Annotated in this window: 21 protein-coding genes, 1 rRNA gene, 1 riboswitch and 1 other annotated feature; of the genes, 7 read left to right on the top strand and 15 right to left on the bottom strand. The window is 37.1% G+C overall.

What is annotated here, in order from left to right; all coding sequences use genetic code 11:
• Nucleotides 1-203 (bottom strand): 16S ribosomal RNA (locus tag BMY13_RS06430); the annotation flags it as partial.
• 432 nt (nucleotides 204-635) lie between these two features.
• A complete protein-coding gene (locus BMY13_RS06425; protein WP_092492181.1) occupies nucleotides 636-944 on the bottom strand; it encodes a rhodanese-like domain-containing protein in 309 nt (102 codons plus the stop codon).
• Between the two features lie 145 nt (nucleotides 945-1,089).
• On the opposite strand from BMY13_RS06425, the gene BMY13_RS06420 reads away from it, so the two are divergent.
• On the top strand, nucleotides 1,090-1,812 hold the full coding sequence (locus tag BMY13_RS06420) for a hypothetical protein (protein ID WP_245736038.1): 723 nt from the start codon (nucleotides 1,090-1,092) through the stop codon (nucleotides 1,810-1,812).
• 43 nt (nucleotides 1,813-1,855) lie between these two features.
• On the opposite strand, the gene leuS is transcribed toward BMY13_RS06420, so the two are convergent.
• From leuS to BMY13_RS06400, 4 genes are all read right to left on the bottom strand, one after another.
• The gene (gene leuS, locus BMY13_RS06415; protein ID WP_092503367.1) at nucleotides 1,856-4,273 is read right to left on the bottom strand and encodes a leucine--tRNA ligase; all 2,418 of its coding nucleotides are present in this window, start codon (nucleotides 4,271-4,273) and stop codon (nucleotides 1,856-1,858) included.
• Between the two features lie 58 nt (nucleotides 4,274-4,331).
• Nucleotides 4,332-4,551 (bottom strand) — a binding site (T-box leader).
• Nucleotides 4,552-4,598: 47 nt separating this feature from the next.
• Nucleotides 4,599-5,306 (bottom strand): ABC transporter ATP-binding protein, encoded by a 708-nt coding sequence (locus BMY13_RS06410; RefSeq protein ID WP_092503365.1) that lies wholly within the window; start codon nucleotides 5,304-5,306, stop codon nucleotides 4,599-4,601.
• Nucleotides 5,303-5,671 (bottom strand): GntR family transcriptional regulator, encoded by a 369-nt coding sequence (locus BMY13_RS06405; RefSeq protein WP_092503363.1) that lies wholly within the window; start codon nucleotides 5,669-5,671, stop codon nucleotides 5,303-5,305. Before BMY13_RS06405 ends, BMY13_RS06410 begins: the two co-directional genes overlap by 4 nt.
• A 2-nt stretch (nucleotides 5,672-5,673) precedes the next feature.
• Complete coding sequence (locus BMY13_RS06400; protein WP_092503361.1) at nucleotides 5,674-6,444, bottom strand: hypothetical protein; 771 nt, start codon at nucleotides 6,442-6,444, stop codon at nucleotides 5,674-5,676.
• Between the two features lie 139 nt (nucleotides 6,445-6,583).
• Here BMY13_RS06400 and mnmM point away from each other — a divergent pair, with 139 nt between their 5' ends.
• A complete protein-coding gene (mnmM, locus tag BMY13_RS06395; protein WP_092503359.1) occupies nucleotides 6,584-7,153 on the top strand; it encodes a tRNA 5-(aminomethyl)-2-thiouridylate-methyltransferase MnmM in 570 nt (189 codons plus the stop codon).
• A gap of 246 nt (nucleotides 7,154-7,399) precedes the next feature.
• Here mnmM and BMY13_RS06390 read toward each other — a convergent pair whose 3' ends face one another.
• Nucleotides 7,400-8,467 (bottom strand): tetraprenyl-beta-curcumene synthase family protein, encoded by a 1,068-nt coding sequence (locus BMY13_RS06390; protein WP_281243660.1) that lies wholly within the window; start codon nucleotides 8,465-8,467, stop codon nucleotides 7,400-7,402.
• A 92-nt stretch (nucleotides 8,468-8,559) separates the two neighbouring features.
• Here BMY13_RS06390 and BMY13_RS06385 point away from each other — a divergent pair, with 92 nt between their 5' ends.
• Together BMY13_RS06385 and BMY13_RS06380 are read left to right on the top strand one after the other, a co-directional pair.
• Nucleotides 8,560-9,087 (top strand): gamma carbonic anhydrase, encoded by a 528-nt coding sequence (locus tag BMY13_RS06385; RefSeq protein ID WP_092503357.1) that lies wholly within the window; start codon nucleotides 8,560-8,562, stop codon nucleotides 9,085-9,087.
• 78 nt (nucleotides 9,088-9,165) lie between these two features.
• On the top strand, nucleotides 9,166-10,023 hold the full coding sequence (locus tag BMY13_RS06380; RefSeq protein ID WP_092503355.1) for a C39 family peptidase: 858 nt from the start codon (nucleotides 9,166-9,168) through the stop codon (nucleotides 10,021-10,023).
• A 21-nt stretch (nucleotides 10,024-10,044) separates the two neighbouring features.
• On the opposite strand, the gene asnB is transcribed toward BMY13_RS06380, so the two are convergent.
• The 4 genes from asnB to metK all read right to left on the bottom strand — a co-directional run bounded on the left by asnB (nucleotide 10,045) and on the right by metK (nucleotide 14,699).
• Entirely contained in the window at nucleotides 10,045-11,964 is a 1,920-nt protein-coding gene (gene asnB, locus BMY13_RS06375) for an asparagine synthase (glutamine-hydrolyzing) (RefSeq protein ID WP_092503353.1), read from the bottom strand.
• A 126-nt stretch (nucleotides 11,965-12,090) separates the two neighbouring features.
• Nucleotides 12,091-12,858, bottom strand: coding sequence for a hypothetical protein (locus tag BMY13_RS06370; RefSeq protein WP_092503352.1), 768 nt, complete (start codon nucleotides 12,856-12,858; stop codon nucleotides 12,091-12,093).
• Entirely contained in the window at nucleotides 12,851-13,384 is a 534-nt protein-coding gene (locus BMY13_RS06365) for an RNA polymerase sigma factor (protein WP_092503350.1), read from the bottom strand. Before BMY13_RS06365 ends, BMY13_RS06370 begins: the two co-directional genes overlap by 8 nt.
• Before the next feature lie 115 nt (nucleotides 13,385-13,499).
• Nucleotides 13,500-14,699: a methionine adenosyltransferase gene (metK, locus tag BMY13_RS06360; RefSeq protein ID WP_092503348.1), complete on the bottom strand. Its 1,200-nt coding sequence runs from the start codon at nucleotides 14,697-14,699 to the stop codon at nucleotides 13,500-13,502.
• Between the two features lie 128 nt (nucleotides 14,700-14,827).
• Nucleotides 14,828-14,934, bottom strand: a riboswitch (SAM riboswitch).
• Nucleotides 14,935-15,151: 217 nt separating this feature from the next.
• Between metK and pckA the strand changes: the two genes are divergently transcribed.
• The 3 genes from pckA to BMY13_RS06345 all read left to right on the top strand — a co-directional run bounded on the left by pckA (nucleotide 15,152) and on the right by BMY13_RS06345 (nucleotide 18,638).
• Nucleotides 15,152-16,744, top strand: coding sequence for a phosphoenolpyruvate carboxykinase (ATP) (gene pckA / locus BMY13_RS06355; RefSeq protein ID WP_092503346.1), 1,593 nt, complete (start codon nucleotides 15,152-15,154; stop codon nucleotides 16,742-16,744).
• A 297-nt stretch (nucleotides 16,745-17,041) separates the two neighbouring features.
• Entirely contained in the window at nucleotides 17,042-17,842 is an 801-nt protein-coding gene (locus BMY13_RS06350; RefSeq protein WP_092503344.1) for an ABC transporter ATP-binding protein, read from the top strand.
• Nucleotides 17,832-18,638, top strand: coding sequence for an ABC transporter permease (locus BMY13_RS06345; protein WP_092503341.1), 807 nt, complete (start codon nucleotides 17,832-17,834; stop codon nucleotides 18,636-18,638). Before BMY13_RS06350 ends, BMY13_RS06345 begins: the two co-directional genes overlap by 11 nt.
• 22 nt (nucleotides 18,639-18,660) lie before the next feature.
• On the opposite strand, the gene ytkD is transcribed toward BMY13_RS06345, so the two are convergent.
• The 4 genes from ytkD to BMY13_RS06325 all read right to left on the bottom strand — a co-directional run bounded on the left by ytkD (nucleotide 18,661) and on the right by BMY13_RS06325 (nucleotide 21,106).
• On the bottom strand, nucleotides 18,661-19,131 hold the full coding sequence (gene ytkD, locus BMY13_RS06340) for an RNA deprotection pyrophosphohydrolase (protein WP_092492169.1): 471 nt from the start codon (nucleotides 19,129-19,131) through the stop codon (nucleotides 18,661-18,663).
• 33 nt (nucleotides 19,132-19,164) lie between these two features.
• Complete coding sequence (locus tag BMY13_RS06335; RefSeq protein WP_092503339.1) at nucleotides 19,165-19,722, bottom strand: hypothetical protein; 558 nt, start codon at nucleotides 19,720-19,722, stop codon at nucleotides 19,165-19,167.
• A gap of 124 nt (nucleotides 19,723-19,846) precedes the next feature.
• Nucleotides 19,847-20,167: a hydrolase gene (locus BMY13_RS06330; protein WP_092503337.1), complete on the bottom strand. Its 321-nt coding sequence runs from the start codon at nucleotides 20,165-20,167 to the stop codon at nucleotides 19,847-19,849.
• A gap of 108 nt (nucleotides 20,168-20,275) precedes the next feature.
• The gene (locus BMY13_RS06325) at nucleotides 20,276-21,106 is read right to left on the bottom strand and encodes an ABC transporter ATP-binding protein (protein WP_092492166.1); all 831 of its coding nucleotides are present in this window, start codon (nucleotides 21,104-21,106) and stop codon (nucleotides 20,276-20,278) included.
• Between the last annotated feature and the right edge of the window lie 455 nt (nucleotides 21,107-21,561).

Here is a 21,561-nt window from a genome sequence, read left to right as displayed (position 1 = left end):
CTGAAAAATGTTATCCGGTATTAGCCCCGGTTTCCCGGGGTTATCCCAGTCTTACAGGTAGGTTGCCCACGTGTTACTCACCCGTCCGCCGCTCGTTCCACAAACTTCACCCCGAAGGGATCCGTCTGCTTCCCGCGCTCGACTTGCATGTATTAGGCACGCCGCCAGCGTTCGTCCTGAGCCAAGATCAAACTCTCCATAAAAGTTAGTTTGAATATGATTGACACCAATCAATCATCTATTGTCTTAGCTTTAAAAATTGAAATCAGGGTTTAAAAGTTTAACTTTTATCCTGTTTTCTTGACATACTGGTTGTTTTGTTCAGTTTTCAAGGAGCAAATTACACTATTATATTATTTATTTCGACAGCATAAAAATTATATCATTGTTGACGATTATTGTCAATATTTAAAACTTAGCTTATCACATAGCATGAATGGCAAAAGCCTCAATTGCACTTATGCAGTAAGAAAGGGTTTGTACATTCTTAACTGCCAACAAAAATCAACATTTTGCTTGCTGTTTTTTTGACAGCAGAATCAATATTACTACCGCTAAACAAAAAAGTCAACGGTGTATTATAATTAATTTCCGAAAACAACATGGAAATATCATCCATTAAGTTGAAACACGAACTAGACTATAACTTCACCATTCCAATTCATCATTCCACCAGCCATATTTGATACTTTGAATCCATGTTCATCCATGAATGAAGCCGCGGTCATACTTCTATTACCTGAACGGCATACTAATACATAATCTTTACCTTTGTCTAAATCGTTCATAGAATGCGGAATTTTTTCAAGTGGAATATGCTTGGCATTTGGTATCTTTCCTTGTGCTACTTCTTCATCCTCCCGTACATCCAAAACGACTGTATCATTGTCCTTTTCAATTAAATTTTCCACTTCCTTTGGGGTTACTTCATTAATATGATCCATTTAAAACCATCCTTTTTATCAGTATATTATTCATCTTAACTCCACGTATGAATAGGTTGCAACTATCTAACACAAAATAAATCAACTAAACATCAGTGAGGTGATTTATATCAAACATTTCATCACAGCAGTTGGGTTGCTTTTTTTGCTTGTACCAATAAATACAAACGCAGCGGATCAGCAAAACAACGCACCGACGCCCAAAACAATTGCCAAATATGAAGAAGAAATAACAGGAGACTCTCAGAAAGATACAATACTACTAAAAGGAATTTTATTTTCAAATGATACAGATTACTTTAGAGATATCTGGACCGAAATAACAGCTGCCAATCAACAAAAATGGAAAATTCCATATGAAGGTGGATATGATCCTGAGTTACAATTTATTGACCTTAATCACGACAGGGTAAATGATATTTTTTATCAAAGTGCAACTGGCGGAAGTGGGGGGTTGTACTATTATCATTTACACACATTAAAGAATGACGAATTGAAAGAAATACCACTACCTGAACAGCCTTATGTGAAAGGTGAATTTAAAGAAAACTTTAAGGTAGAAATTCAAATCTCACCTGAACAAGAGCCATATATTGTTGATGTTGAAAATCGAGCTTCAGAATATATCCAGCTGGGAATATATAATAAAGAAGGTAAACTGATAGAAGAAAAATCATCAGCAATGGTTGATCCAATAGCTTTCTTTGACCCCGTGATAATCAGCAAGCGAAAAGGATACGGGTTAAAGAGTTATCAGCAAATAAGCGGCGCCTACCATGCAGATCAATTAGGAACTGTTGAAACGATTTGGTATTACGAAAATGGGAAATGGATAGTTTTACAAACAGAATGGGTACCATCTAATTAAAAACCAGGATCTCTTCTATATAAGTAGAAGAGATCCTTTAATTCTAATTGGCTACAATATTAACCAGCTTACCAGGTACTACAATAACTTTACGAATTGTTTTCCCTTCAAGCCAATCCTGTATCTTATCATGTTCCAATGCCTGTTTTTCAAGTTCATCTTTTGAGATATCTTTTGCTACTTGAATTTTAGCTCGAACTTTGCCCATAACTTGAATAACGACTTCTGTCTCTTCTTCTACCAGCTTAGATTCATCATAGGCAGGCCAATTCTCATAAGTTATTGTTTCAGTATGTCCCAGGCGGCTCCACAATTCTTCAGATAGATGTGGAGCAACTGGAGAAATCAATTTGACAAAACCTTCGACAAAATGTTTTGGAAGACTATCTGCCTTGTAGGATTCATTTATAAACACCATCATTTGTGAAATGCCAGTATTAAAATGCAGGTTCTCAAAATCCTCCGTTACTTTTTTAACCGTTTCATGATAGACCTTCTCCAACGAAGAATTTTCGCTGCTGTTACTGATCTTCTCAGAAAGACTTCCATCTTCATTTACTATCAAGCGCCAAACACGGTCAAGAAAACGACGTGAACCATCCAGACCATTTGTTGACCATGCAACCGCGGCATCCAATGGTCCCATAAACATTTCGTATAAACGTAGTGTATCTGCTCCGTGTGAAGCAATAATATCATCAGGGTTAACAACATTACCCTTGGATTTACTCATTTTCTCATTGCCTTCCCCGAGAATCATACCTTGGTTATATAACTTCATAAACGGTTCTTTCGTTGGAACAACTCCAATGTCATATAAAAATTTATGCCAGAAACGTGCGTATAACAGGTGAAGTACAGCATGCTCGGCTCCTCCAATATAGATATCAATTGGCAACCATTCTTTTAATGCATCTGAATCAGCAAGTTTGTCCGGGTTGTTCGGATCAATAAACCGCAAGAAGTACCAGCAGCTACCCGCCCATTGCGGCATTGTGTTTGTCTCACGACGACCCTTCATACCTGTATTTGGATCGACAACATTAATCCAATCACTACTATTAGCCAATGGGGATTCACCTGTTCCCGAAGGTTTGAATTCTTTCATTTTCGGCAGCTCAACTGGCAAATCCTCATCAGGAACAGCCGTCATTGTACCGTCTTCCCAATGTATAATTGGAATTGGCTCTCCCCAGTAACGCTGTCTGGCAAATAGCCAGTCACGAAGGCGATAGGTTACTTTTTTCTCACCTTTATCGTTGTCTTCAAGCCATTCGATCATGGTACTGATCGCTTCATCCTTATCCATTCCATTCAGTAAATCAGAATTGACATGTGCTCCATCACCAACATAAGCTTCCTTGGTGACGTCCCCACCTGCAACTACTTCAACAATTGGCAGCTCAAATTTCGTTGCAAATTCATAATCTCGTTCGTCGTGTGCTGGAACTGCCATAATGGCACCAGTTCCATAAGACATCAACACATAGTCCGCAACCCAGATTGGCATTTTTTTATTATTTGCCGGGTTAATTGCATATGCACCTGTAAATACGCCTGTTTTATCTTTAGCCAAATCAGTACGTTCCAAATCGGATTTTGTTTGGATTTCCTTCATATAAATATCAACTGCATCTTTTTGTTCTGCCGATACAATCGTTTCTACCAGTGGGTGTTCTGGTGCCAACACGGCGTACGTTGCGCCAAATAACGTGTCTGGTCGTGTAGTAAACGCTGTGAATTCTTTATCATACCCATCAATCCCAAATGTCACTTCTGCACCTTCTGATCGGCCAATCCAGTTTCGTTGCATATCTTTAATACTTTCCGGCCAATCCACTTCATCTAAATCTTCCAGTAGACGATCAGCATAGGCGGTGATTTTAAGCATCCACTGCTTCATTGGTTTCCGAACGACCGGGTGTCCCCCGCGTTCGCTTTTTCCATCAATTACTTCCTCATTGGCTAGAACTGTCCCTAGGGCTGGGCACCAGTTAACAGCCACTTCATCCATATAAGCAAGCCCATGTTCATACAGTTTTGTAAAAATCCATTGTGTCCATTTATAGTAATTAGGATCTGTCGTATTTATTTCACGGTCCCAATCATATGAAAATCCAAGCTCCTGGATCTGCCGTTTAAAAGTTGCGATGTTTTGTGCTGTGAATTCTGCTGGGCTGTTACCTGTATCAAGTGCATATTGTTCTGCAGGAAGACCAAATGCATCCCAGCCCATCGGATGAAGTACTTCATACCCCTGTAATCGCTTCATCCGCGAGAAGATGTCTGTCGCTGTATACCCTTCTGGATGTCCGACATGCAAACCTGCTCCTGATGGATACGGGAACATGTCTAACGCATATACCTTCTCTTTATTTGAATAAGTATTTGTTTGAAATGTTTTGTTCTCTTCCCAATAATTCTGCCACTTCTTTTCAATTTCCTGATGATTGAAACTCACTGTTATTTCCTCCTTTTTCCTTTAACAAAACGAATAAAAAAAGCTACTCATCCCAATCTAAAGGGACGAGAAGCTATTACTCCCGCGGTACCACCCAAATTAACGCAAAACTGCTGCGTTCACTTGTATCCTTAACGCAGATTTACGACAGAAACTACTTCCGTTCATTTCTGCAACTTAATAAAGGTGAGTTCATAAATCTTCAGGAGCAGTTTACACCAGCCACTGCCTCGCTATACCTGAATGAATTTATTAATAATCCTTCTCATCGTCGTTTGCTTATTTATATCGAATTCTAATGAAAGGAAACCGGTTTGTCAAGCACTTACACATATACTTCCGTTGACTCATGAACACGCTCCATCCAATCGACGACATCCATCCCATATTCCTCCCGAATCTCATCAATTGATTTATGTGCTATAATCATGCCTTCCTTTAAAAGGACTACTTCATCAAGAATAGGTTCCACTTCTGATACTTCATGCGTAGTCACGATAAGTGTCTGTTTCTGTAGGTCAACAAAATTGATTATACCTTTAATAATTGATTTTCTAACCATTGGATCAAGCCCTGAAAATGGTTCATCTAACACAATATATGAGGCCTTCCGTGAAAGAGTAACGGCAATCTTTACTCTGCTTAAATTGCCTTTTGATAAATGTTTTGTTTTCTGCTTTATGTTCAATTTCATAAAGTCAGCAATCTCTAAAGCTCTGTTTTTGTCAAAGTCTTTAAATTGACTGTGATAAAAATCAATCAGCTCCACTATCGTAAAATATGGATAAAAGTAATCCATATCAGTTAAATATGCTAACTTTTCACTAATACTTCTGTTAACTTTTTTGGAATCAATTAGGACTTTTCCCTTTGTTGGTCGAAGTAACCCAGCAAGCAACTTTAGTATTGTTGTCTTACCACTCCCGTTTTCACCAATAAGTCCAATTATTCTGCCTGGCTCAATTGTTAAAGTACACCGGTTTACCGCCTTACGGACAAGATATTTCTTTGTCACTTGGTCCAATTGCATCATTTACTTCCCCGCCCTTCGGATTTTATCCCCTCTATCATTTCTTCTGTACTGTATCCCATATCATTCATGTCACGGATGAACTGCTGAATAAATTCTAACTTCATTCCTTCACGTAAATCGCTTAATCTATTTAGGTTACATGTCACAAATGTCCCTTGACCTCGTTTTGTCTCGACGATTTCCATATTTTCCAGTTCACGATATACCCGTTGCACCGTATTGGCATTAACTCCCGCTTCCAAAGCATACTCTCGAACTGAAGGAAGTTTTCCGCCAACTGCTCTGTGTCCGCGAATAATTTCACTGGAAATTCGGTTAATTAGTTGTTGATATATTGGTTTGTTCCCATCAAAATCAATCCCCATATCTATACCTCCACTTTACGGTCAAGCAAATATGCAGAGACCCCATATAATAACAGGACTAATAAACCGTAAAATACATATGACCCAAAAAAGATTCTAGCATCTACACCTCCGCTAATTTCACCAAGCCCAAAAGATATTGATAAATAATCACCTGACCGTTCATCAGGAATAAAAATTACTCCCCATTTCGTTAATACCTCATAGAAAGTAGTAGATCGGAACAGGCTCATCAGCTGTATACCAACAATCAATAGGAGGACAACTGCTACAATGCTTAACCCATGTATATAGGTACGCCAGATTTGGTGCAACGTCCAGAGAAAGACAAGTATCACTGTTGGGTAAACAGAAACAACCATCATGTGAACAATTAGAAAAATTAATAATGAGAAAGAGTCTAAACCACTTTGAATGGATGCACCCCAAATCATTTCAAAGCAAACCGCAACTACAGCTAATATTATTAAAAAACTCAATGAAAAAAACAACCCATTTAAAAATTTGACGAAGAGCATTTTATGAATTGATTGTGGATTATGTAAAAATATTTCTAATTGATTCGACTCTGTATTCAAGCTGAATAATACTGCGCCAGGTAAAATAATAAAACCAAACGTCAGTAATCCTACAAGCGATTCAAAAATAGAAGCACCACTCATAGCATCAGCTGCTATCACGAAAATTAAAGCCACAATAAACTGACCAATATAGAACCCTTTCATCATTTTCCATTCTTTAATATACAAGCCTCTAAAGGCACTGCTGTCCATAAATATAACCTCCAATCGTATTAGTGTTATAGTTGGATAGTACACTATTACAATTTAAAAATCAACTTACTTCCCCCTCCATTTCGTGCTATGCTAAACTAATTACATCATCGAATTACTAAGGAGCTATCTATCTAAAATGCTAAAAGGTATATTAAATTTCACACATCATCTTCTAGAGGAATCCGTAGATAAAGGCGATACAGTTATTGATGCCACTTGCGGTAATGGTCACGACACCCTTTTCCTGACTAAACTAGTTGGAGAAAATGGTCATGTATTCGGATTTGATATTCAGGATCAAGCAATTACAAATACTAAAAATAGACTCGCACTAAATAAATCTAATAATGCGACCATAATAAAAGATAGTCACAGCAATTTTATCCATCATATGCCGGTTGATAAGCTAACCAGACTTGGTGGAGCTATTTTTAACCTTGGCTACTTGCCTGGGAGTGACAAATCAGTCATCACCAGAAGTGAATCAACTATATTAGCTGTTGAAGGTATACTATCCCATATGAAGCAGAACGGGATTGTTGTACTCGTTGTTTACCACGGACATGAAGGTGGAGAAACAGAAAAAGAACAATTGGTAAGATACATGCACTTGCTTGATCAAAAATTGTTCCATGTGCTTTACTATGGTTTTATTAACCAAAAAAATGACCCCCCATTTATCCTGGCGATTCAAAAGAGAAATTAACATCTGATTCTTTTGGGGAAGATAACTGCATGACTCCATAAAAATGGATTAAAATGCGGGGCTTGCCAGGAGGACATGTAATCCCTTTTTTCACATATATCAAAGTAAAACAGGGGTATTTTGCGAAATAACGTCTCTGATATCCGTTCACACCTTAATATTGTTTGCTTTTAACAGAATAACGTCCCTGGTGTCCGCCAAAGAGGTTATTTGGTTGTTTGCCCCCTTAAAATAACCCCCGGGAGATTAATCCCGGGGGTTTCTAAATTTATAATATAATTTTGTATTCCAATGAAAAAAACGAGCACTTCTACCACTTATATGCAACAGATCCTCAGTCATTTGCATTCCATCTTCAAGCTGTCTTACCTTAGGATCACCTAAATACAAACCAACTAGACCCTGATGAACCATCTCATGAAAACTCGAATCCGGAAGAGACTGGACGTGTCTATCGGCCTGTTCTATAAAATAGATAAAACGTTTCTTCATTTGTTCATGATTGTCATAGTAACTGCAGAAATTCAGATCCCCTTCAAGCTTATCTTCCTCTTGGTCAATGTAATAATCCAACAAAATATGTAAACCTTGGACATACGGGAAGTAACTATTATAAATATTGTCTGCAAGTTCATTGGTCATCTTCCCACCTAACGTATAGCTTACGAGACAGAAAATGCCTAAAGTAGATCCTGCTGATGCAGAAAATTCATACCAGCTTAGCGAATTTCCCCTATTTGCTTCATACCAATTCTTCAACCGGGAAATCCGCTCATCTTCCTTAACGTGTTTATGTACCTGAAGGTCACCATATAGTTGTTCCAGTTTCAAAATATACTCACCAATAACCTCATATTCATCCAGATTCCGAAAAATCTTTTGACAGGTTCGTACTAGATCGGCTAAGTATTCCCCGTCAACTTGGTCTGTGCGAAGTTCGTAATAATTTTTTATCGAATTCCCAGGACTTAAAGCATCAATCATGGCCTGGTGCAGCAAACGAAAGTCATCAGGGTCCATCGAGGTACTTCGATCACACAGATTGTCCAAATAATCACTAATCGTTTGATAAGCAACAATAAACCCTATAGCATCTTTCCATTTATACCCGGCTAACAATGCATAGACAGCTCCGCCCAAACAATGGAAACGTTTTGATTGAATACTTGCAAGCGCCTGTGTTCGTAACTCTTGATTCGGAATTTGATTTGCTCTTTCTTGCCAAAAAACTAACTCCGCATTTACTGCTGGGAAGATCTTTCGATAGACCATTGCCATTAAAGTTAATGGTGTTTTTGGTATTTTGTACCCCAACTAAGTTCCTCCGTTCCCAAGACAAACATTCGATAATTGTATAAAAATTTTGCTATACTACTTATATCACCATAAACTTTAGGGGGATTCAAATGATTCATTCTTATAAAAATTCTAAACCTGACATTCATGACTCCGTTTTTATTGCAAATAATGCTACTGTCATAGGTGACGTAATTATTGGTGAGCAATCAAATGTGTGGTTCAACACTGTTATTCGCGGAGATGTTGCCCCTACACGTATCGGCAAACGAGTTAGCATTCAGGATCTTTCTTTGATTCATCAAAGTCCTAACATGCCTGTTACAGTTGAAGATGATGTAACAGTTGGTCATCAGGTAACACTTCATGCTTGTAAGATCCGTAGCAATTCACTTATTGGAATGGGATCCGTGATACTTGATGGTGCAGAAATAGGCGAACACGCTTTTATCGGTGCTGGAAGTCTCGTACCACCGGGTAAAAAAATTCCGCCCCATTCATTGGCTTTAGGAAGACCAGCTAAAGTTGTTCGCACACTTACGGACGAGGACTATGATGAAATGGAACGTGTACGAACGTCATATGTTGAAAAAGGGCAATACTACAAAGAAAATACTGACCTTAATTTGGACTTCTGATATCTTTACATTTAACAACAATCAGCCGATATAATATAAAGTATATATTATTTTGTGTTCTATTGGAGTGTGTAAAAAATGCACCTCATTTTATTAATTCTTTCCTGTACCATAGCACTTATTTTTATCCTTTTAAGTAATAAAATTACGATAAAATGGGTAAAAAAATCATTCAAACTATATGGAATCGTTTTTACTATAACAGCTATATCCATTGGTACAGTGTATATAAATGAAAATAAGATGGTTTTGTTAACAGCAGCCAATGTGGTAATCAATCAACCTGCCGCAAAAATATCCCGGCCTTCTGATCCTTTACTATCTCAGTTCAGCGTTAACAGGAGTGCTCATCTTAAGGCACCACATCTAAAGCAATTACCAGAGCTTCCCCGTGGCTGTGAAGTTACAAGTCTTGCTATGCTTCTGCAATATAGCGATGTTAGCGTAAGTAAGCTTGAACTAGCAAAACAGGTCAAAAAAGATAAAACGCGATATAAACTAACTAATAAAGGAGTCTATTTTGGAAATCCCAATAATGGCTTTGTTGGAGATATGTATTCATTTATTAAGCCTGGGTTTGGGGTATATCATGGACCTATTGCCAACTTAGCCGCGCAATATATTGGCGCTGAGCGTGTTTATGATTTCACCGGTAAAGACTTCTCAATAATTATAAACCAGCTAAACCAAAACAGGCCAGTTTGGGTTATTATTAATACTTCTTATAAAAAGCTTCCCAAAAGCCAATTCACAACTTGGCAAACAAAAGACGGGCCTATTGATATCACCATGAAGGAACATTCTGTTTTAATTACAGGATATGACCAAGAATTTATTTATTTTAATGATCCATTAAATAGAACCGAAAAAGCTCCAATAGAAGAATTTAAAGCTGCGTGGAAACAAATGGGGAAACAGGCGATAACGGTTTACTAAACCAGACGCCTGCTTCCCTTTTTAGCCTAGCGATTTTGTTTTTGAAAGTAATTCAATAGCTTCATCGGGTTTACTTAACTCATTAATGTCAAATTTATTTTCTACAGTAATTTGATGCCAAAGCATGAACATTAGTACTGTCCATATTTTTCGACTGTAATCACCTTTCCCCTGACAATGAGCTTCAAGCAAGTTAAGTATATAGGACTTATACAACAAATGATCAGTTTGACTCTCCTGTATTAACTTTCTGGCCCAACCATTAAGCTCGTTTTTTAGCCAATGCCGAATAGGAACTGGGAAACCAAGCTTTTTACGATCTATAACATGGTCAGGAATAATTCCGCGGAAAGCTTCACGTAAAATGTTCTTCGTTGTTCCGTTTGCAATCTTCATAGCCACAGGTATTTCACTTGCGACCCGGTAAACTTCCTTATCCAAGAATGGTACACGAAGCTCCAGAGAATTTGCCATCGTCATTTTATCTGCTTTTAATAATATATCACCACGCATCCACGTATGAATATCAACATATTGCATTTGGTCCACAAGTGGAAAATCGCGCACACGGTCATATAGCTTTTCTGTAATCTTTTGATAAGATGTATTTTCGTTATACACTTTTAGAATCTGGTATTTTTCTTTATCCTCAAACATTTTCGCATTTCCAATATACCGTTCGCATAGTGGTGTTGTTCCACGTTCCAGAAAGCTTTTTCCACGTACACCCTCAGGCAATACATCCGCTACTCTTGCCAATAGACTTTTGGCCGGTGTTGGTATGGAATTGAACATTTTTAATGATTCAGGCTCACGATAAATATTGTATCCGCCAAATAATTCATCAGCACCTTCTCCTGATAATGTAACTGTAACATGTTTGCTTGCTTCACGAGCTAAGAAATACAACGGTACACATGATGGATCTGCTAATGGATCATCCATATGCCACATGATTTTTGGAAGTTTTTCAACATACTCTTCTGGTGAAATAATATAAGATATATTTTCAACGTCTAGTTTGTCAGCTGTTTCTTTAGCAACATCAATTTCAGAATAACCTTCACGTTCAAAACCGACAGAAAACGTCTTGATGTTTGGATTAATTCGTTTTGCCATTGCTACGATTATCGTTGAATCGATACCACCAGATAAAAAGGATCCTACTGGCACATCACTTCGCATATGCTTACTGACAGAGTCATACATGACATCCTGAATTCGTTTAATCCAATCCTCTTTCTCCATTAGTATAGGATTAAATGTAGCAGACCAATATTGTTTGAAAGCTATTGGATCATTAGGTTTTTTAATAAAGTAATGACCAGGTTCAACTTTATTAATCCCTACTGTCATTGTCATTGGCTCAGGTGCGAACTGGAAACTTAAATAGTGCTGTAATGCTTCACTATTTACCTTTTCATCTTCCATCATTAATGTAATACTCTTCTTCTCAGAAGCAAATACGATCCCCTCACCCATTTCATGGTAAAATAGCGGCTTGATACCAAATGGGTCCCTGGCACCATATAGTGTTCCTAGCTCTTTGTCCCAAATCAATATGGAGAACATGCCCCTAAGGAACTGAAATGCATCCTCCTTATGCTTCGAAAATAGTGCCGCAATTACTTCCGTATCAGACTCTGTTGTGAATTCATATCCTTCAGCCTGTAATTCGTTTCTTAATTCCAAATAATTGTATATCTCACCATTGAAAACAAGCCACATCTTTTCATCATCATAGCTTAAAGGCTGTGCCCCGTATTCTATATCAATTATACTTAACCTTCGAAAACCAAAAGAAACGAAGTCATCATGAAAATAACCTTCATCATCAGGACCTCTATGAGACATAATATTATTTTGTTCTCTAAATATATTTTTATATACATCGTTTGGTTTGCCAGGATTATTACGTAGAATACCGATAAATCCACACATTATTTATCCCTCTTTCTTATAAAAATTTCTTATGATAGTCTTTGCTGAATTTGAAATGTGTTTACTTTTCTTATTTATAGTTATTAAAAGCATTTCCATTTCTAAATTTATTAGACAGAATTGGTGTTAGTCAACAATCTCAAAGCTTTTCAGCATGTAATCAAATCTTGCACCATGACCTTCAGCTGCCTCTAAGAAATAACTTTGCTTAATAACAAACACCTGATTATTTTTTGTTTCTGTTATATAATATTTTTCAATTGGTGTGTCCCACTGCTGTCCTGTTTTGCCAGCCTCATTCGTATATCCTGGACCAATCCCCCTGATCACGACACCATTAATAGGGGTATTAACTTGTTCTTCCTGTCTCAATTCCATTTTGTTGTCAGCCAAGGAGTTCTTAATGGATTCGACCATCTCTTCAGTGGTTGCTTCCTTACGCATGATTTCCATTGAAACTTCCGGATACCTGTCTGCCAGTTCCTGCTCAGGTACAATGCGGTCACTGCTATCTCCTTCAATCATCCTATAGCGTGAATCATCAATATAGATAACATAACGGAGCTCTTCATTTGCTTCTAACTGTACGTCGCTATCCTCCTTATGCCCTTCAATTTCAATCTCCTGCTCCTTCTCCTCGACAAACATATCCTTCAGACTTTGTATCATGGCCTGACCTGGATCTGTCATGCCGAAAACAGCAATTGCGACGATTGCAGCAGCAGTTAGTCCAGAGATAATGCCTCTCTTTTTCACTTTCTTTTTATGGGAGTCTGGTGATTGAAATAGCTCTGTATTAATTTTATTCCATGTCTCATTCTTTAATTCCGAAGCCGAATTTGTATCTTTTTTTAATTCATCTTCTATTTTTTTGTCCAGCTCTTTTTCATTCATCCTTCATCCCTCCCATCGCAACTTTTAACCGTTGTCTTCCTTTATATAGCCTTGACTTAATCGTATTTACATTTGCTCCAAGCATTTTGGCAATTTCTTTTTCGGTAAAGCCATTTAAGTACTTTAATGTCAGGATAGTTCGGTCTTTATCATCTAGTTCATCGAGCCCCAGTTCCAACTCATCATATTGCAGCTCGTGCTTGGCATTACGGTGTAACTGGTCCAATAACCGGTCCGATTCAATATTTATTGCTTGTTTAGACCTTTTTGATAAATAACTCCTGCTTTCATTTATTAATATTTGATAAAACCACGGTTTAAATGGTCTCTTCATATCAAAAGATTCAATATTACGGTAAATTTTAATAAATGTCTCTTGAACAATGTCTGATGCATCGCTTCTGTTTTTCGTAATCGAGTAGGCGGTTCGAAGTGCATAGTCCGCGTGTTTTTCATATAAACACTTAAATGCTTCATGATCACCTTTCTTTATTTTTTTAATAAGTTTAGACTCATTCTCATTCAATGACTTATACACACCCTTCAAAACATTCCTACTATATATACGAGTGAAATCAAATAAAAGTTTTCGTCATATAAAAAAAGATATTGCATGAGCAATATCTTTTGAATAATATCTATTATTTTTTTACTAAAGCTTGCAATTCTTCTACTTTATCTGTTTTTTCCCAAGGGAAAAGGATGTCTGTTCTGCCAAAATGCCCGTATGCTGCAGTATTTCTAAATATTGGTCTCTGTAAATCAAGCATTCGAATGATACCAGCTGGACGCAAATCAAATAACTTGCGAACCGCTGTAACCAATACTTCTTCACTCACAACACCAGTTCCAAATGTATCGATTGCAATGGAAACCGGTTCAGCTACTCCGATTGCGTATGCTACTTGAACTTCACACGTTTTAGCAAGATCCGCTGCTACAATGTTTTTGGCTACATAACGAGCTGCATATGCGCCGGAACGATCTACCTTCGTGGAGTCCTTTCCGCTGAAAGCACCTCCACCATGGCGCGCATAGCCGCCATATGTGTCAACAATTATTTTACGACCTGTCAAGCCTGCATCCCCTTGTGGGCCTCCAATAACAAAGCGACCTGTCGGGTTAATAAAATACTTTGTTGATTCATCCAGTAGATTCGCTGGTACAACGGGGCGAATTACATGTTCGATCAAATCTTTCTCTATTTGTTCTGAAGCTTTATCCTGATGATGCTGTGTTGAAATAACAATAGTATCCACTTTTACGGGATTATCATGTTCATCATACTCAACAGTCACCTGTGTTTTGCCATCGGGACGCAGGTAATCCAATATATTCTCTTTACGCGCATCTGCTAATCTCTTTGCTAATTTATGGGCCAGCGAGATTGCTAAAGGCATTAATTCCTCTGTTTCATTACAGGCAAAGCCAAACATAAGCCCTTGGTCACCTGCTCCAATTGAAGCGATTTCCTCATCACTCATTTTACCTTGACGCGATTCTAAAGCATTGTCCACTCCACCAGCAATATCCGCAGATTGCTCATCGATTGCAGTAAGTACTGCACATGTATCAGCATCAAAGCCAAATTTTGCCCGCGTATACCCAATATCTTTAATTGTTTGACGTACAATAGCAGGAATATCTACGTATGTAGAAGTAGTAATTTCTCCTGACACTAAGACTAATCCTGTTGTCACAGTTGTTTCACATGCGACCCTGGCATTAGGGTCACTTGATAATATTTCATCTAAGATTGCATCTGAAATCTGATCACAAATTTTATCTGGATGCCCTTCGGTTACAGATTCAGATGTGAATAATCGACGATTCGAAGCCATTTGGCTAAATCCTCCCTAAAATTATGGTACGGAACTCTAACTTTTCAGTATTTGTTCATCATTAAATTATGTTTTATAAAAACAAAAAACCCTTCCTGCATCATGAGGAAAGGAATTGTGGCCTTTCGCTCTTATTGTTCAAGGATATATCCTTGCACCAGATTAGCACCTTTTCACTAAAGTGACGGTTGCCGGGCTTCACAGGGTCTGTCCCTCCACCAACTCTGAATAAGAGAGTGTCCGTTCGACAATTATCGTATCGAAATAGCCTTGCGATGTCAACTATTTGCTAGTTATATACACGATGGCCACTAAAAATTCATATAAATAATCATGTTATTAGTATGGACTATTTTAATTAATGTGTTATACTAATAAACAGATTTAGATAATCAGATAATTGAACGTTATCGCCTTTCCATACAAATCCATCAAAAAGGTAGGTATTACAAATGAAAACGGTGGAACAATCACTATTTTTAAAAGATTTACTTTCGCACAATAATTTACAAAAAAACCTTGCTGTACCTAAGTTAGTTGAAAAAATTTTATCGCGTAAAGAAGGTACTCTAACCGCAACAGGAGCGGTTTGTGCAACTACTGGTGAATATACTGGCCGTTCTCCCAAAGACAAATTCATTGTACGTGACGATATTTGTGAAGAATTTATCGATTGGGGTCTGGTGAATCAAGCAATAGATGAAGAGTCATTCGAAAGACTTTATGAGAAAGTTATCACCTATTTAAAGAACAAGGAAGAGCTATTTCAATTTAAGGGATATGCTGGTGCTGATGAAAAATACCGCCTGCCTATTGAAGTTATAAACGAATATGCATGGCATAATTTATTCGCTCGCCAATTATTTATTACACCGACAGATGAGGAATTAAAGACCCATCAATCCGAATTCACTGTTGTGTCTGCTCCTACATACAAAGCAGATCCAGAGGTGGATGGGACAAATTCCGAAACGTTTATACTGATATCGTTTAAAAAACGAATTATTTTAATTGGTGGTACCGAGTATGCTGGGGAAATCAAGAAATCCATTTTCTCGATAATGAATTACCTATTACCACAACGTGACATTTTATCCATGCATTGTTCAGCGAATGTTGGCCAGGAAGGTGATGTTGCATTGTTTTTCGGTCTATCCGGGACAGGTAAAACAACATTATCTGCTGATCCATACCGCCGTTTAATTGGCGATGATGAACATGGATGGAGCCCAAATGGTGTATTTAACATTGAAGGTGGCTGTTACGCAAAATGTATCAATCTGTCACAGGATAAAGAACCACAAATTTACAATGCCATCCGTTTTGGTTCAGTACTTGAAAATGTAATTCTTGAAGATGAGTCACGCTTACCTGATTATGATGACACATCATTAACTGAAAACACAAGGGCAGCATATCCGCTTGAAAATATTGATAATATTACTTCACCAAGTATTGCTGGTCACCCTAACTCAATAATTTTTCTAACAGCTGATGCATCTGGGACATTACCGCCAATAAGCAAATTAACAAAAGAACAGGCGATGTATCACTTTTTAAGTGGATATACGAGCAAACTGGCTGGAACAGAACGTGGCGTAACAGAGCCACAAGCAACTTTCTCAGCTTGTTTTGGCTCACCGTTTCTCCCATTAGCGCCATCAACATATGCAAAAATGCTTGGCGATAAAATAGACCAGTATAACTCTAGTGTATTTTTGGTTAACACCGGTTGGACTGGTGGTTCCTATGGAATTGGAAAACGCATGAAACTATCATACACAAGGGCAATGATACACGCTGCGTTGGAAGGTGAACTCAATACAGTTGAAACAACCCACGATGATGTTTTTGGACTTAAGATTCCAATGCATGTACCTGGAGTACCCGATGAAGTACTTGTACCAAAGAAGACCTGGGAAGATAAAGCAGCGTATGACATGGAAGCAAAAGCACTTGCAATGAAATTTCATGAAAACTTTAAGAAATTTAAGTTAGCAAGTAACGATATTAAGGAAGCAGGTCCTTTATACCGATCTGTATAACTATGGTTTCCTCATCCCAAAAGGATTTTAATATATGAAGGAAAAGTTTTGACAGCACATGCTGACAACCGTTCTCGATTTTTCGAGGGCGGTTTTTTTTGTTTTTTGTCTCTAACATATAGGCATTCACACAATTTTTTTAAATCGCATAGGCTATGATGACAAAATACAACCTGGAATATGCGAATAAAAAATGAATATACCGATGTATGTTAATGTTTTTTTGCTTATCTTTGGAAAACCAATGCACGAATAGCTGAGTTTAAATACTTCGAAATCAGCTTAGGAGGGAAGCCCATGACTTTTCTTACCTTAGATCGCGTTTCACACCATTACTTTTCAAAAAAAAATCATATAAAAACACTCGACAATATATCTTTTTCTGTCAAAGAGGGAGAAATTGTTACCCTCTTAGGTCCCAATGGCTGCGGAAAGTCAACAATACTATCTATAATAGCAGGAATTATCAAGCAATCAACAGGAGAGGTGTTAATACAACAGCAACCAATCAATAAATCTGAACCGGCAATAGGCTATATGCTCCAACAAGATTATTTATTCCCTTGGAAAACAATAATTGATAACGTACTTATTGGGCCTAAAATTGGTAATAATCAAACAGAAGCAATAAAAGGTAAAGCATCATATCTTTTAGAAGAAGCTGGATTAATAAATGTAACTCATGTATATCCAAGTTCCTTATCAAGGGGAATGCGTCAGCGAGTTGCTCTAATTCGTACATTAATAACTGATCCAAAAATTATATTATTAGATGAACCATTTTCAATACTCGACTATCAAACTAAGGTAAAGCTGGAAGATTTAATGTTACGGTTTCTTAAAATGTACAACAAAACAACAATATTGGTAACCCATGATATTGGTGAAGCTATTGCTATGAGTGACCGTATAATCCTAATGGATGCTAATACTAGATCAATTGAAAAAACATTCGAAGTCCCTTTGGAATTACGAGATGAAGCACCATTTTCAGTACGAAGACATCCGAAATACCAGTTACTATTCGAAAAAATCTGGCAAGAGATAGAACCAAACACGCCGGGAACAAAGATAGTGGGTCACCAAAATGATGTTTAGTTCAGATAATCAATTATATAAAAATTATAAAAACCAAGTAAATAATGAAAGAAAAATCATCTTCTTGTGGCAATTAATTATACTTGTCTCCTTTATCGCTCTCTGGGAAATAGCCAGCAGAATGGATTGGATAAATCCGTTGATATTTAGTTTTCCTTCTGAAATTTTCAGTATATTACTGAATATGTTTTCTAATGGGAAAATAACCTCCCACTTACAGATTACATTGTTTGAAACTGTTTTGGGCTTATTATTAGGAACCATCGTGGGGATTATATTCGCTACTGTATTATGGTCATCATCGCGGCTTTCCAGAATAATGAACCCCTTTTTAGTTGTTTTATATGCAATGCCTAAGGTTGCCTTTGCCCCCATCTTTATCGTCGCAATTGGTCCTGACTATGTATCTGCAATCGCTATGAGTGCAATCATTTCTGCAACCATTACCACCCTTGTTATATATACTGCCTTTCTCGAGGTTGACCCAAACTATGAAAGAGTATTAAAAAGCTTCGGTGCTAATAGAAGACAGGTCTTTAGAGAAGCCGTATTCCCGGCATCCTTACCTGCAATGTTATCAATCGTAAAAGTAAATGTAGGTTTATCATGGGTGGGAGTTATCGTTGGAGAGTTCCTGATTTCAAAAGAAGGATTAGGATATCTAATCATTAGGGGCTTTCAAGAGTTTGACTTTCCACTCGTTATATCCATTCTGGTAGTAATTGCCCTGTGTGCTGTAATCATGTACAAAATCGCAGAACGTTTAGAGAGATGGTTTATTAAAAATACAAACTAAAAATCGCCTGTAATGGGCGATTTTAGTTTTTCTCTCTATTTATGAACTCCATACAGTATGATAAAACTCCATCTTTCATAATAAAACTATACAATTTATTCTGCCTGACATTCTCTGGAACCTTTTTTAACATAACAGGTCCTTCTGTTTCATAATAGGTCTCTTGAGGAATTAGTTCTTTAATTTCAGCAAAGTAGACATTTTTAATAATGTTACCACCTTTACCTGCAACATAATATTGTCCAATATACCTTATTGAATCAATAGTTCCTCCAGTTTCTTCCATGACCTCTCGAACAGCTGCTTCCTGTGCGGTTTCACCCTTTTCTACTTTCCCACCCGGAAATTCCAATCCGCGGTCCTTGTGTCTGGTTAGTAGCCAATCATCTTTTAATTTACAAATAACCCATACATGTTTCGGTTTTTTTGAAAAAGGGTGGTCATCAAATGATAGCTTTACTTCATTATGGTAATAATCTTTGAATGTATACATTATTTCAACTGCTTTCATATTCGACTAGTAGCATTAATATTCGATGTCTGTTATTTTCCATTTATCATTATATGTGAATTCGATTTTCACCGTATACGATCCATCTAAATCAGATTTATTTTCCTGCACAACTTTAACTACATTGCTTTCTTTTTCTATCATATCATAGTCATTTTTTTCGTTAAACCATGGCGGAGTTTCAGTGGGAACTATATATAACCCACTTGGCTTACTCCTGTAATAATAATCAACATATTCAGAAGCTACATTTTTGGTGGTTACTTTTTCAAACTCCTCTAGCAACTCCTTCTTCCTATCAAAATTGACGACTTTGTTATTACTGTCAATATTCTGTACGAGTGTTTTCATAAACTGGTTTGTAAGGGAGACAATCCGGTCATGAGAAAGTTGCTTTTCAGGGTTTTCCTTTTTTAACGTTTGTGCACTTACCTTAGAATTTTCATGATTATTACTATATTCAACTGTTGATGCAGTTTGAACTTCGGTTGTCTGGATCATAAAAAATAATGGCAAAATAATAGCACAACTGATAACCCATTTTAAATACTTAAGGTATATGTTATTATTCATATTTTTCGCTCCCTTCGTACTTATATATAAGAACGTTCTGTTATACTATTCCTTTTTTTCTAGTCCTATAAACTTTCTTCTAAAAAAATAGGAATAAGAGGGGTACTCTTATTCCGTTTTAGCCTCACTCGTGTCCGTCTGAGAGAACACCCATACTATCTATATGTTTTTTGGTAGTCTCATCACCCAAATCATAAATCATTTGAAAAGCTTCTGTTATGCCTATGTCATAATCATCGTTCGAGCTGTCATTATGATATGGCATAATAGGCACATGTGCTCGAAAGAATGCACGATAATCAGCGTTATACATATCATCCATTTTATCGCGTAAGATTCGTACCTCATCTTCTGTTGCATGAATGACAAACTCTTCATTATTATCATATTTTATTTGAGATATCTCTTGACTTCCTAAGTTAATATAAAATTTCTTTTTCTCCATACAGCACCTCCTGCTCATAATTTGCCTCAAAAGCATGGGATAAATGTATGAATAAATTAAAAAAAACCATCAATCCGTGAAGACTGATGGGCCACTTTACGATTTTATTCAGTTAATTGCTGATTGTGAGGCTCCTGCTCCATTAGCATAAATACATCGTCCTCTTCCATGTGGAATACACATTGGTGTACCAAACATAGGGTCAAATGTCACATCACACTTCATTTGAAAAACTTCATGAACTAGTTTACATGTAACAATTTCTTCTGGTTTACCTTGAGCAAAAACCTGTTTATCTCTGATTGCCACAATATGATGAGCATAACGACAGGCAAGGTTTAAATCATGCAGTACCATTACAATAGTACGCCCGTCTTTTTCATTAAGCTCAAACAATAAGTCAAGTACGTCAATTTGATGTGTCATATCCAAGTATGTTGTAGGTTCATCTAACAATATCGTATCCGTTTCCTGTGCCAAAGTCATTGCAATCCATGCTCGCTGACGTTGACCTCCAGATAACGAATCAACTGAACGATCCTTAAACTCCATCATATTAGTTGCTTCAAGTGCATTATTAACAGCATTTTCATCGTCATTAGACCACTGCTTTAAGAATCCGCGATATGGATGTCTTCCTTGTTTAACAAGCTCCATTACGGATAAGCCCTCTGGTGTTACAGGTCCCTGCGGCAAAATGGAAAGCTTTTTAGCAACATCCTTCGTTCCCATTTTTGCAATATGTTCACCATCTAACACAACGTCTCCGCTTTTCGGTTTAAGTAAACGAGCTAATGAGCGTAACAAAGTAGATTTCCCGCAGCCATTTCCACCAATTAATACTGTAATTTCGCCTTTTGGTATTGTTATATTTAAATCATCTATTATTATATCTTCGCCGTAGCCAAGTGTTAAATCCTTCGCTGTTAATGTTTGCATTGGAATCTCTCCCCATGTCTGCATTCTTTCACTACATATACAACTAATTTAGTATGTACATGCACAATTTTTCACATTGCATTATATATACAGTTTATTTGGTTTTTGGATATAAGTCAATGACTTTGAGAATCATTTTCAATGAAAATTCATATTTTCAAAAAAATGTTGTCAAGATGCCACTTTTTCACTCCGGCATTCGATTGTATAAGTAAGAAGGACACCCTTTGTTAGAAAGACTTGTTTTTCTACAAGCCTTTTTTCATTTTAATAGCTGTTAATAAACTAAACGTCATTTGCTTTCATCTGATTAGCGGACACAGGAGCACTTATTTAACATATATCCAAGTGAAATAGAAGTAATTCTAGCAAATAAGGTATCTGGTGTCCGCTTAAACCTTAATATTGCTTGTTTTCCATAAAATAAGGTCCCTCATGTCCGCTAAATTATTTAT

The sequence above is a fragment of the Virgibacillus subterraneus genome (assembly GCF_900110695.1).
Taxonomy (GTDB): Bacteria; Bacillota; Bacilli; order Bacillales; family Amphibacillaceae; genus Lentibacillus; species Lentibacillus subterraneus.
The sequence above is the reverse complement of the archived record's forward strand: the minus strand, read 5'-3'. Positions and strand labels throughout refer to the sequence as shown.